This is a genomic window from Pseudoxanthomonas sp. UC19_8 (genome assembly GCF_042700505.1).
In the GTDB taxonomy this organism is placed as follows: Bacteria; Pseudomonadota; Gammaproteobacteria; order Xanthomonadales; family Xanthomonadaceae; genus Pseudoxanthomonas_A; species Pseudoxanthomonas_A winnipegensis.
The window spans coordinates 1,680,921-1,695,821 of the sequence record NZ_CP170559.1 but is presented as its reverse complement, the minus strand read 5'-3'; the positions used below and the strand labels follow the sequence as shown (position 1 = coordinate 1,695,821).

The following is a 14,901-nucleotide window of genomic DNA, read 5'->3' as shown; positions in this document are numbered from 1 at the left end:
GCCATCCATGTTCAGCAAAGACCTCGAGCAGACCATCGGCCAGTGCTACAAGCGCGCCCGCGAGGCACGCCATGAGTTCATGACCGTGGAGCACCTGCTGCTCGCCCTTCTCGACAACCCCTCCGCGCAGGCCGTCCTCAAGGCGACCGGGGCGGACACCGTGCGCCTGCGCACCGACCTGGACCAGGCGGTCGAGGCCTCGGTCTCGCGCCTGGCCGAGGACGACGGCCGCGACACCCAGCCCACGCTGGGGTTCCAGCGCGTCCTGCAGCGCGCGGTCTACCACGTGCAGTCCTCGGGCAAGAAGGAGGTCACCGGCGCCAACGTGCTGGTGGCGATCTTCGGCGAGAAGGATTCCCACGCCGTCTACTTCCTCAACCAGCAGGACGTGACCCGGCTGGACGTCGTCAACTACCTCTCCCACGGCATCGCCAAGCAGGGCGATGGCGAGGCCGCGCCGTCCGGCGAGCCGGGCGAGGGCGGCAAGGCCGAGGCGGGCGAGGGCGAGGCCAAGGGCGATGCCCTGGCCGAGTACGCCAGCAACCTCAACGAGGCCGCGCGCAACGGCAAGATCGACCCGCTGGTCGGCCGCGCCGAGGAGATCGAGCGCACCATCCAGGTCCTGTGCCGCCGCCGCAAGAACAACCCGCTCTACGTGGGCGAGGCCGGTGTGGGCAAGACCGCCCTGGCCGAGGGGCTGGCCAAGCGCATCGTCGATGGCGATGTGCCCGAGGTGCTGGAGGACGCGGTCATCTATTCGCTGGACCTCGGCGCCCTGGTGGCCGGCACCAAGTACCGCGGCGACTTCGAAAAGCGCCTCAAGGCGGTGCTGAGCGCGCTGAAGAAGGTGCCCAATGCGGTGCTGTTCATCGACGAGATCCACACCATCATCGGTGCGGGCTCGGCCTCGGGCGGCACCATGGACGCCTCCAACCTGATCAAGCCGGCCCTGGCCTCCGGGGAGCTGCGCTGCATCGGCTCGACGACCTTCCAGGAGTACCGCGGCATCTTCGAGAAGGACCGCGCGCTGGCGCGGCGCTTCCAGAAGATCGACGTGGTCGAGCCGACCATCGCCGAGTCCTACGAGATCCTGCAGGGCCTCAAGCCCAAGTACGAGGCCCACCACAACGTCAGCTACGCCGACGAGGCGCTGCAGGCGGCGGTGGACCTGTCGGTCAAGCACATCGGCGACCGCCTGCTGCCGGACAAGGCCATCGACGTCATCGACGAGGCCGGCGCCCGCCAGCGCCTGCTGCCCGAGGACCAGCGCAAGCAGCTGATCGACATCGAGGAGATCGAGACGATCGTGGCCAAGATGGCGCGCATCCCGGCCAAGCAGGTCAGCGCGACCGACAAGGACGTGCTGCAGCACCTGGAGCGCAACCTGAAGATGGTCATCTTCGGCCAGGATCCGGCGATCGAGTCGCTGGCCTCGGCCATCAAGCTGGCGCGCTCGGGCCTGGGCAATCCGGAGAAGCCGATCGGCAACTTCCTGTTCGCCGGCCCGACCGGCGTGGGCAAGACCGAGGTCACCCGGCAGCTGGCCATGCAGCTGGGCATCGAGCTGGTGCGCTTCGACATGTCCGAGTACATGGAGCCGCACTCGATCAGCCGCCTGATCGGCGCGCCTCCGGGCTATGTCGGCTTCGACCAGGGCGGCCTGCTGACCGAGAAGATCGTCAAGACGCCGCACTGCGTGCTGCTGCTGGACGAGGTGGAGAAGGCGCACCCGGACATCTTCAACATCCTGCTGCAGGTCATGGACCGCGGCGTGCTGACCGACACCAACGGGCGCGAGGCGAACTTCAAGAACGTGATCCTGGTGATGACCACCAACGCCGGCGCGGCGCAGGCCTCGCGCCGTTCGATCGGCTTCACCAAGCAGGACCATTCCACCGATGCGATGGAGGTGATCCGGCGCGGGTTCACGCCCGAGTTCCGCAACCGTCTCGATGCGATCGTGCAGTTCCAGGCGCTGGGCTTCGACCACATCCTGCGCGTGGTCGACAAGTTCCTGATCGAGCTGGAGCTGCTGCTGCACGAAAAGCACGTTACGCTCTCGGCCACCCCGGCCGCGCGCGACTGGCTGGCCCAGCACGGCTTCGACCCACAGATGGGTGCCCGCCCGATGGCGCGCGTGATCCAGGACAAGATCAAGCGTCCGCTGGCCGACGAACTGCTGTTCGGCAAGCTCATCGACGGCGGCAAGGTCAGCATCGACGTGGTCGAGGACGAACTGGTCGTCACCAGCCAGTCCGAGCCCGAGCGCCTGCTGCCGGCGACGGTCGAGTAAGCGCCCTCCGGCGTGCCAGAACAGGAAAGCGGCCTTCGGGCCGCTTTCTTTTTGGTCTCCTGGCGGTCAATGGATCTTCTTGGCGCGTGCGTGTTTCGGCTTCGGGAGGCAGCGGTCCAGGGGTGTTTCCGGCTTTTCTCTGATTCGGGCGCTCGGCATCCTGCCTCGCGCGTCGAGGCCACGGGCTTCGAGTCGAAGACGTCGTGGCCTTTTCACGCACCAGGCCTCGAGTCGGCCGGGCATGGGGCAGATCAGCCGGGATGACCGGCGACTGCGCGCGGCGACGTGCGGCACTCGCGGAGGGCCGACGCAATTCCCGTGGGAGCAACTGTCTCCTCAAATCCCGCAACGTCCCCTGTAGAGCGGAGCTTGCTCCGCTGCTCTTCGTTCGGATCTTGGGGGAAGGCCCCAGCGGAGCGAGCTCCGCTCTACAGGTGGGATCCGCGAGCTTGGGTCAATTCAAGCGTTTGGCCATGGAGGCTGGCTGAGCTGGCTGTAGATCAGCGCTCAGCCGGTTCCAGGCTGGTTGGCGAAGTGGCGCACCCAGCCTCGCACGTCTGTCATCGACGGATTGACGCCACCGCACGCCGGCGGAGCGCTTTTCGACCCGAGCTGGGCGCATCCCCGAATCGCGCCCAAACGAAAAGGCAGCCTGCGGGAGGCTGCCTTCGGTGCAAACCGCCGGGGCGGCTTACTTCATGCGGTAGGTGATGCGGCCCTTGGTCAGGTCGTAGGGCGTCATTTCGACCTTGACCTTGTCGCCGGTCAGGATGCGGATGTAGTTCTTGCGCATGCGGCCGGAGATGTGGGCGATGATCTCGTGGCCGTTTTCCAGGCGCACGCGGAACATGGTGTTGGGCAGCGTCTCGGTGACGGCGCCTTCGAATTCGATTGAATCGTCTTTCGACATGGAAGCCTGCTGAGAGTGCGGGAGCGGACGTGCTGGCCCGCGAAGCCGGGTATTGTACCCCGCGCGGCGGCCTGTCGCAAAATTCCCGTTAAATGTCTGCCAGATCAGCGACCTGCAGCGCGCCGACGCGATCGGTCCACGGTCCCGGCGCCTCGGGCAGGGCGACCTGGTGCGCGACTTCGGCCAGGAAGGCGGCGCGCGGCATGCCGGTCGCGCCCATGCGCAGCAGGTGGTCGTTCTCGACCTGGGCATCGATCAGCGGCCAGCCCCAGCCGCGCAGCACGTGCGCCAGCCCGGCGAGCGCGGCCTTGGAGCCGCCGGAGACCGCGCTGAACATGCTCTCGCCGAAGAACATCCGCCCGATCGCCACACCATAAATGCCGCCGGCGAGCCGCTGACCGTCCCAGACCTCCAGGCTGTGCGCATGGCCAAGCCGGTGCAGGGCCAGATAGGCCGCCTGCATCTGCGCGGTGATCCAGGTGCCGTCCTGGCCCGGGCGCGGTGCCTGCGCGCAGGCCGCGATGACCTTGGCGAAGGCGGTGTCGGCGCGCAGCCCCCAGCCGCTGCCGCGCAGCTGCCGGCGCAGGCGCCTGGACAGGTGCACGCCGTCGGTGTGGAACACGGTGCGCGGATCGGGCGACCACCACAGCAGCGGCTGGCCTTCCGAATACCAGGGGAAGACCCCGGCGCGGTAGGCGTTGAGCAGGCGCGTCGGATGCAGGTCGCCGCCGACGGCCAGCAGGCCGTCCGGCTCGCGCAGGGCCAGGGCCGGGTCGGGGAAGGGGGCGCCCGGGTCGGCGTCGAGCAGGAACGGCAGGCGGCGGGTCACCGGCTCAGTCCGCGTCCGGGGCGCGGAACGGCGAGCGCGCGGCCAGGACGCGGGCGTGCTCGTGCACCGCCGCGTCCTCCTCGCGGCACCAGCGCGCCAGCGCCTCGCGGAAGTCGGGGTCGGCGATCCAGTGCCGGCTGCGCACGAAGCTGGGCAGGAAGCCGCGCGCGATCTTGTGCACGCCCTGCGCGCCGGGCTCGAACCGGGTCAGCCCCTCGCGCAGGCAGTAGTCGATGCCCTGGTAGTAGCAGGTCTCGAAATGCAGCCCGGCCAGGGTCGCATCGGCGCCCCAGTAGCGGCCATACAGCGTGTCGCCGCCGCGCAGGCACAGCGCGGCGGCGACCGGGCGGTCCTCGTGCTGGGCCAGGAAGATCACCAGCGCGCGCGGCATCGTCGCCGCCAGGTGCCGCAGGAACTCCAGCGTCAGCGCCGGCGAGTTGCCGTATTCGTGGAAGGTCTGCAGGTAGAAGCCATACATCGCCTCCAGGTCGTCCTCGCTGGCCTCGTCGCCATGGACCACGCGGAAGCGCACGCCGGCGCGCGCGACCTTGGCGCGCTCCTGGCGGATGTTCTTGCGGTGCTTGTGGTCCATCGCGCCCAGGAAGGCGTCGAAATCGCGCCAGCCGGCCGTGTTGTGCCACTGGTACTGGACGTCGGTCCGCCCCAGCCAGGTCTCGTCGAAGGCCGCGTCCTCGGCCTCGGTGTGGAAGTTCACATGCGCCGAGGACAGCTCGTTGCGGCCGATATAGCCGCAGATGGCGCTCAGCAGCGCCTGGCGCGCCGCGCCGTCGCGGGCGAGCAGGCGCGGGCCGGTCACCGGCGAGTAGGGCGCCGCGCACAACCACTTGGGGTAGTACTCCTGGCCGTAGCGCGCGTAGGCGTTGGCCCAGGCATGGTCGAACACGAACTCGCCGTGCGAATTGGTCTTCAGATAGCCCGGCGCGGCGGCGACCAGGGTGTCGCCGTCCCACAGCGTGAGGTGGTGCGGGGTCCAGCCCCAGTCGCTGCGCAGGCAGCCGGTCTGCTCCAGACCGGACAGGAAGGCGTGGCGCACGAAGGGGTTACGGCCGTCGTACAGCGCGTCCCAGGTGGCGGGCGGAATCGACGACAGCGAAGGCAGCGCACGAAGCTTGAGCATGAAGCGCTGATGCTACGGGCTCAGCTCCAGCAGGTCGATGGTGGGCGGGTTGAACAGCCGCAGCGGCAGCCCGCTCTCACCGACGCCGCCGGTGGTGTAGACGCGGATGCGGCCCTGCGGGCCGGCGTAGGTCTGTTCGCCCTGGTCGAAGCCGTGCTCGACCGGCAGCACGCGCCGGTACAGCCACGGGATCCGCAGCTGCCCGCCGTGCGTATGCCCGGCCAGCACCAGCAGATGCGGGCGGCTGCGCAGCCGGTCGGCGCTGTCGGGGTTGTGGGCAAGGACCAGCAGGGGCCGGTCGGCGAGCAGGGCATCGAGAAAGCGCGCATCGTCCTTGCTCGCCCAGCGATCGCCCAGGCCGGCCAGGGTGAAGCCCTTGAACGGCAGCGCACGGCCTTCGATCACCTGCACGCCATGGCGCGCCAGCGCCTGGCGTAGCGCGCGGTCGATGTCCGGGCCGGGCTTGCCCTGGTCGTGGTTGCCCAGCACGGCGTAGGTCGGGGCCTTAAGCCCGGCCAACGGCGCCAGCAGCGCGTCGAGCGACTGGCCCTGCGGCTGGTAGGTGAGGTCGCCGGCGATCAAGACCGCGTCGGGATGTTCGGCGTTGGTGCGCTCGACCACGCGCTTGAGGAAGTCGGCGCCCTTGAACAGGCCGACATGCGGGTCGCCGATCAGCGCGATGCGGGCGCTGGCGCCGGTGCCCACCAGCACGGTGTGGCGCACCCGCAGCAGATTCGGCTCGGCGAAGCGCGCCCAGGCGAACAGCAGATCGCCGGCGAGCAGCACGGCCAACCCCAGGCGCAGGCCAAGGCGGCGCGCCCGCCACAGGCCCCACAGCACGACGGCGGCGACCGGCAGGGCCAGCCAACCGCCGTCGAGCACCCAGGCCCTCAGTAGGCCGTGGGCGTCCATTCCCAGCGAAACCACCGCCTGGGCAGGAATCAGGCGCCCTTGTCCAGATAGCGCTCCGCATCCAGGGCGGCCATGCAGCCGAAGCCGGCCGAGGTGATCGCCTGGCGGTAGTGCTGGTCGGCCACGTCGCCGGCGGCGAACACGCCCGGCACCGTGGTCTGGGTCGCGTTGCCGTCCAGGCCGGACTGGATGGTCAGGTAGCCGTTGTTCATGCCCAGCTGGCCCTCGAACAGGCTGGTGTTGGGCGTGTGGCCGATGGCCACGAAGAAGCCGTGCACCTTCAGGTCCTGGGTGCTGCCGTCCAGCACCGACTTGACCCGCAGGCCGGTGACCCCGGCCTCGTCGCCCAGCACCTCGTCCACCACGTGGTGCCAGACCGGCACGATCTTGCCGGCGTCGATCTTGGCCTGCAGCTTGTCCTGCATGATCTTCTCCGCGCGCAGGGTGTCGCGGCGGTGGACCAGGTAGACCTTGTTGGCGATGTTGGACAGGTATAGCGCCTCTTCCACGGCGGTGTTGCCGCCGCCGACCACGGCCACGTCCTGCTCGCGGTAGAAGAACCCGTCGCAGGTCGCGCAGGCCGACACGCCGCGGCCCTTGAAGGCCTCCTCCGACTCCAGCCCCAGGTACTTGGCCGTGGCGCCGGTGGCGATGATCAGCGCGTCGCAGGTGTACTCGTGGCTGTCGCCGGACAGCTTGAACGGGCGCTGGGACAGGTCGGCGGTGTGGATGTGGTCGAAGATGACCTCGGTCTCGAAGCGCTCGGCATGGGCCTGCATGCGCGCCATCAGGTCCGGGCCCATCAGCCCATGGGCGTCGCCCGGCCAGTTGTCCACCTCGGTGGTGGTCATCAGCTGGCCGCCCTGCTGCAGGCCGGTCACGACCACGGGCTTGAGATTGGCGCGCGCGGCGTAGACCGCGGCCGTCCAGCCTGCCGGGCCGGAGCCCAGGATCAGCAGGCGGCTGTGCTTGGAAGTGCTCATGTATACTCGAAAAAGTGGGCTGAAAAGCGCGCAAGCCGGTGTCATCGGGCGTGCTGCGGACCACGCATAGGGTGACGGCGGGGCGGGGGCGAATCAAGGCGCGCCGGTGGAATGCACCAGGGCCGCGGCCCCTTCGGATGCCTGCGGGCGCCGATCCGGCGCCAGGGCTGCCGCGCTCAGAGGCGGCGCTGAATTCCGGATTCGATTCGTTTAGTATCAAGCACTAACACGATATTTCTGAGGTCGGATCCCAAGGTGGCAAAAGCGCTCCCGGAACGCGGCAAATCCAAAGGCGCACCCGCGGCGCGTCGCACCAAGCCGTCCACGCCGCCCAATCCCCGTCGTCAGCGCCTGTGGCGCGACCTGGCGCTGATCGTGATCGCGCCGGTGCTGCTGTACCTGCTGGCCTGCCTGTTCACCTATTCGCCCAGCGATCCCAGCTGGACCCAGTCGGTCAGCGTGACCGGGCAGATCCACAACGTCGGCGGCCGGGTCGGCGCGACCGTGGCCGACCTGCTGTTGGGCTTCTTCGGCTATGTGGCCTTCCTGCTGCCGATCATCCTGGGCGCGATCGCCTGGATCGCGCTGTTCGGCATGGACAAGGACGGCGATGGCGAGTCCGACCTGGGCCCGGCGCTGCGCCTGGTGGGCATGGTCGGATTCCTGATCTCGGCCTCGGGCCTGCTGTACGTGCGTCACATCTCGGCGGTGGACATCGCCAACGGGCCCGGCGGCATCCTCGGGCGCCTGGTCGGGCGCTCGCTGGAGATGCTGTTCGGCGCGCTGGGCGGCAACCTGTTTCTGCTGGTGCTGTTCCTGCGTCTCGGTGACCCTGGCGACCGGGCTGTCGTGGTTCGCGGTGATGGAGCGGATCGGGCAGGGCGTGTCGGCGCTGCCGGACCTGCTGCGCCGCGGCAGCAAGCAGGCCGAGGACTGGCAGCAGACCCGCACCCTGCGCGAGCAGCGCCAGGAAGTGCGCAAGGCCGACGCCGAGGTGCGCGCCAAGCGCGAGCCGGTCAAGATCGAGCCGCCGGCCGCGCCGGTGGTGGAGAAGAGCGAGCGCGCCAAGCGCGAGACCCAGATCCCGCTGTTCCACGGCACCGGTGGCACGGCCGACGGCCTGCCGCCGCTGGCCCTGCTGGACGATCCCAAGCCGCAGGCTAAGGGCTATTCGGAAGAGACGCTGGAAGTGCTCTCGCGCCAGATCGAGTTCAAGCTCAAGGACTTCCGCATCGACGTGCAGGTGGTCGGCGCCTATCCGGGCCCGGTGATCACCCGCTTCGAGCTGGAGCCGGCGCCGGGGGTGAAGGTCAGCCAGATCTCCTCGCTGGACAAGGACATCGCCCGCGGCCTGTCGGTCAAGGCGGTGCGCGTGGTCGACGTGATCCCGGGCAAGTCGGTGATCGGCCTGGAGATCCCCAACACCAGCCGCGAGATGATCTATCTTTCCGAGCTGCTGCGCTCCAAGGAATACGACAAGTCGGCCAGCCCGCTGACCCTGGCCCTGGGCAAGGGCATCGCCGGACAGCCGACCGTGGCCGACCTGGCGCGCATGCCGCACCTGCTGGTGGCCGGCACCACCGGCTCGGGCAAGTCGGTGGCGGTCAACGCCATGGTGCTGAGCCTGCTCTACAAGGCCAGCCCGAAAGAGCTGCGCATGCTGATGATCGACCCGAAGATGCTGGAACTGAGCGTCTACGAGGGCATCCCGCACCTGCTGGCGCCGGTGGTCACCGACATGAAGGAGGCCGCCAACGGCCTGCGCTGGTGCGTGGCCGAGATGGAGCGCCGCTACAAGCTGATGAGCGCGGTGGGCGTGCGCAACCTGGCCGGCTTCAACAAGAAGGTCAAGGACGCCCAGGACGCCGGCCAGCCGCTGATGGATCCGCTGTTCAAGCCCAATCCGGACCTGGACGAGATGCCGCGGCAGCTGGACACGCTGCCGTTCATCGTGATCTTCATCGACGAATTCGCCGACATGATGATGATCGTCGGCAAGAAGGTCGAGGAACTCATCGCCCGCCTGGCGCAGAAGGCGCGCGCGGCCGGCATCCACCTGATCCTGGCCACCCAGCGCCCCTCCGTGGACGTGATCACCGGCCTGATCAAGGCCAACATCCCGACCCGCATCGCCTTCCAGGTCAGCTCCAAGATCGACTCGCGCACCATCCTGGACCAGTCGGGCGCCGAGACCCTGCTGGGCCATGGCGACATGCTCTACCTGCCGCCGGGCACGGCCATGCCGGACCGCGTGCACGGCGCCTTCGTCTCCGACGAGGAGGTGCACCGCGTGGTCGAGCACCTCAAGGCCAGCGGCCCGGTGGACTACATCGAAGGCGTGCTGGAAGAGGTGCAGACCATGGGCGATGGCGTGGTGGTCGGCGCGACCGGCCTGCCCGAGTCGGCCGGCAGCGACGACCCGGAGGCCGATCCGCTCTACGACCAGGCGGTGCAGATCGTCACCGAGACGCGCCGCGCCTCGATTTCCGGCGTGCAGCGTCGCCTGAAGATCGGCTACAACCGCGCCGCGCGCCTGGTCGAGGCGATGGAAGCGGCCGGCGTGGTCAGCGCGCCCGAGCACAACGGCGACCGCAGCGTCCTGGCGCCGCCGCCGCGCTGAAGCGGCGGGGAACTTCGGCTGAGCGGCGCAACGCCGCCCGGCCATCCTTCGCTGGATCGTCGAGGCTGCCTCGCCTGCCGCGCGCGGGCCTGCAGCCGGATCCCGCCTGTTCGCCGCAGCCGCCATGGCCCGCCGATTCAGATTCGACGCGTCACACTTGCCGCATCACGACATCAGGGGTTTTGCATGATCCGCATGCTGAGATTGGCCGTGCTGGGCACGGCGCTGCTGGCCGGCACCGCGCTGGCCGACGCGCGCGCCGAGCTGGTCGCCTTCACCAACGGCCTCAAGGGCCTGGACGGGCAGTTCAGCCAGACCGTCTACAACGCCAACGGCGCGGTGAAGGAGCGCTCCAGCGGCCGCGTGGCGCTGTCCACGCCGGACCTGTTCCGCTGGGAGTACGCCAAGCCCTACGAGCAGCTGATCGTGGCCGACGGCAGGAAGGTCTGGATCTACGAACCGGACCTGCAGCAGGCCACGGTGCGCGACCAGGGCAGCGAGGCGCAGAGCAGCCCGCTGGCCGCGCTGCTCAAGCCCAAGGAACTGGACGCCAAGTTCGACGTCTCCCAGGCCCCGGCCGCCCAGGGCTTGGAATGGATGACGCTGACGCCCAAGCGGGATGATGCGACCAGCGGCTTCGAAGTGGCCGAACTGGGCTTCGCCAACGGCCAGCTCAAGCGCATGAAGGTGACCGACGCGGTCGGCCAGCGCACCGAGGTGGAGTTCAGCGGCTGGAAGCGCAACCCGGCCTTCGCCGCCGGCACCTTCAGCTACAAGCCGGCCGCCGGCGTGGACGTGGTCGGCGCGGCGCAGTAAGCCCGCCGCGACGACGCCTGGGCGCGCACCGCCTACAATGGCGGTGTGGCCCGCACCCGCACTTCCCAGCCTCCCACCGACGATCTGCTGAGCGTCGACCGCAGCGCGCTGCAGCCGCTGGCCGAGCGCATGCGCCCGCGCACGCTCGACGAGATGGTCGGCCAGCGCCGCCTGCTCGCGCCGGGTACGGCGCTGCGCCGCGCGGTCGAGTCCGGACGCGTGCATTCGATGATCCTGTGGGGGCCGCCGGGCTGCGGCAAGACCACGCTGTCGCTGCTGCTGGCGCAGTACGCCGATGCGGAATTCAAGGCGATCTCCGCGGTGCTCTCCGGCCTGCCGGAGGTGCGCCAGGTGCTGGCCGAGGCCGCGCACCGCTTCGCCCAGGGGCGGCGCACGGTGCTGTTCGTCGACGAGGTGCACCGCTTCAACAAGGGCCAGCAGGATGCGTTCCTGCCGCATATCGAGCGCGGCACGATCCTGTTCGTCGGGGCGACCACCGAGAACCCGTCCTTCGAGCTGAACTCGGCGCTGCTCTCGCGCTGCCGCGTGCACGTGATGGAGGCGGTCTCGCCGGCCGATATCGCCCAGGCGCTGCGCCACGCGCTCCAGGACAGCGAGCGCGGTCTGGGCGGGCAGGGGCTGGAGGTCTCCGATGAGGCGCTGATGCAGATCGCCGGCGCGGCCGATGGCGACGTGCGCCGCGCGCTGACGCTGCTGGAGATCGCCGCCGAACTGGCGGTGGACGAGGGCGGGCAGGTCACCGAGGCCACCCTGGTGCAGGTGCTGGCCGACCGCACGCGGCGTTTCGACAAGGGCGGCGAGCAGTTCTACGACCAGATCTCGGCGCTGCACAAGTCGGTGCGCAGCTCCAATCCGGATTCGGCCCTTTACTGGCTCACGCGCATGCTCGATGGCGGCTGCGACCGGGCCTATCTGGCGCGCCGGCTCACGCGCATGGCGATCGAGGACATCGGCCTGGCCGATCCGCGCGCCCAGCAGATGGCGCTGGAGGCCTGGGACATCTACGAGCGTCTGGGAAGCCCGGAAGGGGAGCTCGCCCTGGCGCAGCTGGTGCTGTACCTGGCCTCCACCGCCAAGTCCAACGCCGGCTATGCCGCCTTCAACCAGGCCAAGGCCGAGGTCCGCGAGACCGGCACCCAGGAGGTGCCGATGCATCTGCGCAACGCGCCGACCAAGCTGATGAAGGGCCTGGGCTACGGCCAGGGCTATCAGTACGACCACGACGCCGAGGGCGGCATCGCGCTGGACCAGACCGGCTTCCCCGATGCGATGGGCGAGCGCATCTACTACCAGCCGGTCGAGCGCGGACTGGAGATCAAGCTCAAGCAGAAGCTCGATGCCTTGCGCGCGGCGCGCGCCCAGGCGCGGGCTGACAAGGCGGGCTGAAGCGGCTATCGTCGCGGCCCACAGGAGATGGCATTTCTCCTCGAACCGCCGGCGGCGCGACCGTCGTGCTGATGATGCCTGCCCAACCCCACGCCGGGGTGGCAGGTGCGTGCCCCGGCATCGATCCTTCGGAGACCGTCATGCCGCAACACGCCTTACACCCCTGTCTTGTCCTGTCGATGCGCGCCTCGCGAGGTGCGGCATGAATCCGTCCCTGTGGTGGCAGCAGCTGGCGCTGGTGATGGGCGGCGGTGCGCTGGGCGCGGGCCTGCGCTTCTGGATCGGCGGTCAGATGCTGCGCCAGTTCGGCAGCGGCTTCCCCTACGGCACGCTGACGGCCAACTTCATCGGCTCGCTGGTCGGCGGCTTCCTGCTGGTGTGGCTGGAGAACCGTGGGCCCTCGGCGCTGTACCTGCGCGCGTTCCTGGTGGTCGGCATCCTGGGCGGGCTGACCACGTTCTCCTCGCTGATGATGGAAAGCCTGATGCTGGCGCGCACGGGGCGCGGCATGGTGGCCTTCGCCAACCTCGGGGTCAGCCTGGCCGGTGGGCTGGTGCTGGTCGCGCTGGGCGCCTGGATCGCGCTGCAGCTGCGGCCGGCGTCGTAAGCGCCGGCCACATGCTCAAAGCTTGCGCACGCGGAAGCTGCGGCCCTTGATCTTGCCGGCCGACAGGCGCGCCACGGCCTTGTCGGCCTGGCCGGCCTGCACGGCGACATAGCTGCGCACCGGGCCGATCATGATCTTGCCGATCGCGCTGCCGGGCAGGCCGGCGTCGCCGGTCAGGGCGCCGAGCAGGTCGCCGGGACGCAGCTTGTCCTTCTTGCCGCCGTCCACGCGCAGGGTGGCGAACGGCGCGCGCGGCGGCTGCGCCGGGCGGCCGGTGGCCAGCGGGGTCTTCATCCATTCCAGCGGCGCGCCGGTGAGTTCCTCGAGCATCCGCGCCCGGGGCAGTTCGCGCGGGGCGACCAGGCTGAAGGCCAGGCCGCTGCGCCCGGCGCGCGCGGTGCGGCCGATGCGGTGGGTGTAGGTGTCGGTGTCGGTCGGCAGTTCGTAGTTGAACACCGCGGCCAGGTCTTCCACGTCCAGGCCGCGCGCGGCCACATCGCTGGCCACCAGCACATTGCAGCTGCCGCCGGCGAAGCGCACCAGCACCTCCTCGCGATCGCGCTGCTCCAGGTCGCCGTGCAGGGCCAGCGCGGAGAAGCCGTAGCCCTGCAGCGAGTTGGCCACCTCGTCCACGTCCTTGCGCGTATTGCAGAACACCACGGCCGGCTCCACGCGCTGGGCCAGCAGCAGGCCGGCCAGGGCCTTCTGCCGCAGGGCGGGTTCGACCTCGCAGAAGCGCTGCAGGATGTCCGGCGCGGCGGCGGCGGTCTGACCTGCGGCCACTTCGAGCGGCTCGCGCAGCATGTCCTGGGCGATGCCGCGGATCGCGTCCGGCCAGGTGGCTGAGAACAGCAGGCTCTGCCGGGTCTTGGGCGTGCGACCGACGATCTCGCGGATCTGGTCCTCGAAGCCCATGTCCAGCATGCGGTCGCCCTCGTCCAGCACCAGCACGCGCACGCCGTTCAGATGCAGGGCTTTCTTGCGCATCAGCTCCTGCACGCGGCCGGGCGTGCCGACCACCACGTGCGGGTCGTGCTCGAGCGAGGCCAGCTGCGGCTCCAGCGCCATGCCGCCGCACAGCAGCGAGACCTTCAGATTGGGCAGGCCGACGGCCAGGCGACGCACGGCGCGGGCGACCTGGTCGGCCAGCTCGCGCGTGGGACACAGCACCAGCGCCGCGGGTCTTGACCAGGCCGGTGTCCACCCGCGCCAGCAGCCCCAAGGCGAAGGCGGCGGTCTTGCCGCTGCCGGTCGGCGCCTGGGCGATGAGGTCGCGCCCGTCGAGAACGGCCGGCAGCGCGCGCGCCTGGATTTCGGTGGGGCGGGTGTAGCCGGCGGCGTCGAGGCCGCGCCGCAGCGCGTCGCTCAGCGGCAGTGTCGAGAAATCATCCATGCACCATGATCGCATGGCGCACCGTGCGGCTCGCGCTTCTGGCGGCGCTCCGAAGGCTTGGCCCTCCAGCGCAGCGCATCGCCCGCGCTAATCCTCGAGCGCGTCCATGTCCTTGTCGCGCAGCGCCAGGAACGCCCAGAACGGCAGGCCGCGTTCGCGCCAGGCCAGCTGCGCCTGGTCCAGCACCGAGACCAGCGTGTCGAAGTCAGCCTCGTTGCGCGCATGCAGCTCGCCGGCGCTTTCCAGCAGCAGCACGTAGCCGGCGCCGGGCAGCCAGCTCAGGTCGCGCAGGCCGTCCAGCAGGCCATCCCAGTTGCGCCCGGTGCCCAGGGGAAAGTCCAGCGCCACGGCGATGCGCAGCAGCAGGGTCTGCTTGTCGCGCACGCCGAGCAGGTCGATCCGCCGCAGCACCAGGCGCGCGCTGAAGGCGTAGGCGGCCAGCACGTCCAGGTCCTGCATGCCGACGAAATACACGCCGGCGCGGCTGGCGTCCTCCAGATGCGGATCCTGATCGGCGTTCATGGACGCGGCACCTGGAACGAGCGGAAGCTCTCGTAATGGTCGGCGGTGTACCAGTACGCGCGCGGCGGTGTGCCACCGGTGATGATCCGGCGCGCGCCGCGGTTGGGCGCGCCGGGCGTGCGCACCGTGTACTCGTGATACCAGCCGCGCGGCTGGTTGGGCAGGCGTCCTTCGTAGTTGCCGAAGACCGTGCCGTCCTGCGGATACGGAAAGGGCCCGCCGCGGGCGATCAGCGCCAGGGTGTCGCGCGCCTCGGGCGGCAGGAAGACGGGCAGGGCGTCGGCCTGCGCCGCAGCGCCGGAGGCTGTGGTGGCGATCGGCGCCGGTGTGCTTTCGGTGGCAGGCCGCGGCGCGCGCGTGGCCTGCCAGGCGACCGCGGCGATCGCCACAGCGACCAGCAGCAGCCGTCCACGTCCCTGCCAGAATCCTTGTGGGCGCGGTCCCCGACCCGACATGCCCTTCCCCATTCAG

11 protein-coding genes, 2 pseudogenes and 1 riboswitch are annotated in these 14,901 nt (G+C 69.9%); of the genes and pseudogenes, 5 read left to right on the top strand and 8 right to left on the bottom strand.

Features of this window, described 5'->3' with window-relative positions; translation table 11 throughout:
- Nucleotides 1-7 precede the first annotated feature (7 nt).
- A complete protein-coding gene (gene clpA / locus ACFJIT_RS07360; RefSeq protein WP_130518578.1) occupies nt 8-2,293 on the top strand; it encodes an ATP-dependent Clp protease ATP-binding subunit ClpA in 2,286 nt (761 codons plus the stop codon).
- A 691-nt stretch (nt 2,294-2,984) separates the two neighbouring features.
- Here clpA and infA read toward each other — a convergent pair.
- The 5 genes from infA to trxB form a co-directional block, all read right to left on the bottom strand.
- The gene (infA, locus tag ACFJIT_RS07355) at nt 2,985-3,203 is read right to left on the bottom strand and encodes a translation initiation factor IF-1 (protein WP_130518576.1); all 219 of its coding nucleotides are present in this window, start codon (nt 3,201-3,203) and stop codon (nt 2,985-2,987) included.
- A gap of 88 nt (nt 3,204-3,291) precedes the next feature.
- Entirely contained in the window at nt 3,292-4,032 is a 741-nt protein-coding gene (aat, locus tag ACFJIT_RS07350) for a leucyl/phenylalanyl-tRNA--protein transferase (protein WP_379655448.1), read from the bottom strand.
- A 4-nt stretch (nt 4,033-4,036) separates the two neighbouring features.
- Entirely contained in the window at nt 4,037-5,170 is a 1,134-nt protein-coding gene (locus ACFJIT_RS07345; RefSeq protein ID WP_379655447.1) for a GNAT family N-acetyltransferase, read from the bottom strand.
- Nucleotides 5,171-5,182: 12 nt separating this feature from the next.
- Nucleotides 5,183-6,097, bottom strand: a complete 915-nt coding sequence (locus ACFJIT_RS07340; RefSeq protein ID WP_379655446.1) for a metallophosphoesterase — start codon at nt 6,095-6,097, stop codon at nt 5,183-5,185.
- 14 nt (nt 6,098-6,111) lie between these two features.
- Nucleotides 6,112-7,065 carry a thioredoxin-disulfide reductase gene (trxB, locus tag ACFJIT_RS07335; protein WP_130518568.1) on the bottom strand — a complete coding sequence of 318 codons (954 nt, stop codon included), beginning with the start codon at nt 7,063-7,065 and terminating at the stop codon, nt 6,112-6,114.
- A gap of 255 nt (nt 7,066-7,320) precedes the next feature.
- Between trxB and ACFJIT_RS07330 the strand changes: the two are divergent.
- The 4 genes and pseudogenes from ACFJIT_RS07330 to crcB all read left to right on the top strand — a co-directional run bounded on the left by ACFJIT_RS07330 (nt 7,321) and on the right by crcB (nt 12,515).
- Nucleotides 7,321-9,685 (top strand): annotated as a pseudogene (locus tag ACFJIT_RS07330) (DNA translocase FtsK).
- A 186-nt stretch (nt 9,686-9,871) separates the two neighbouring features.
- Nucleotides 9,872-10,501, top strand: a complete 630-nt coding sequence (lolA, locus tag ACFJIT_RS07325; RefSeq protein WP_130531360.1) for an outer membrane lipoprotein chaperone LolA — start codon at nt 9,872-9,874, stop codon at nt 10,499-10,501.
- 129 nt (nt 10,502-10,630) lie between these two features.
- The gene (locus ACFJIT_RS07320; protein ID WP_337052743.1) at nt 10,631-11,908 is read left to right on the top strand and encodes a replication-associated recombination protein A; all 1,278 of its coding nucleotides are present in this window, start codon (nt 10,631-10,633) and stop codon (nt 11,906-11,908) included.
- Between the two features lie 14 nt (nt 11,909-11,922).
- Nucleotides 11,923-11,996: riboswitch (Fluoride riboswitch) on the top strand.
- A 114-nt stretch (nt 11,997-12,110) separates the two neighbouring features.
- Nucleotides 12,111-12,515, top strand: a complete 405-nt coding sequence (gene crcB, locus ACFJIT_RS07315) for a fluoride efflux transporter CrcB (protein WP_379655445.1) — start codon at nt 12,111-12,113, stop codon at nt 12,513-12,515.
- Between the two features lie 15 nt (nt 12,516-12,530).
- Here crcB and dbpA read toward each other — a convergent pair.
- The 3 genes and pseudogenes from dbpA to ACFJIT_RS07300 all read right to left on the bottom strand — a co-directional run bounded on the left by dbpA (nt 12,531) and on the right by ACFJIT_RS07300 (nt 14,885).
- Nucleotides 12,531-13,908: pseudogene (gene dbpA / locus ACFJIT_RS07310) on the bottom strand (ATP-dependent RNA helicase DbpA).
- Nucleotides 13,909-13,995: 87 nt separating this feature from the next.
- Nucleotides 13,996-14,430 (bottom strand): barstar family protein, encoded by a 435-nt coding sequence (locus tag ACFJIT_RS07305; RefSeq protein ID WP_130522489.1) that lies wholly within the window; start codon nt 14,428-14,430, stop codon nt 13,996-13,998.
- Entirely contained in the window at nt 14,427-14,885 is a 459-nt protein-coding gene (locus tag ACFJIT_RS07300) for a ribonuclease domain-containing protein (RefSeq protein ID WP_379655444.1), read from the bottom strand. The genes ACFJIT_RS07305 and ACFJIT_RS07300 overlap by 4 nt, the downstream gene beginning before the upstream one ends.
- Between the last annotated feature and the right edge of the window lie 16 nt (nt 14,886-14,901).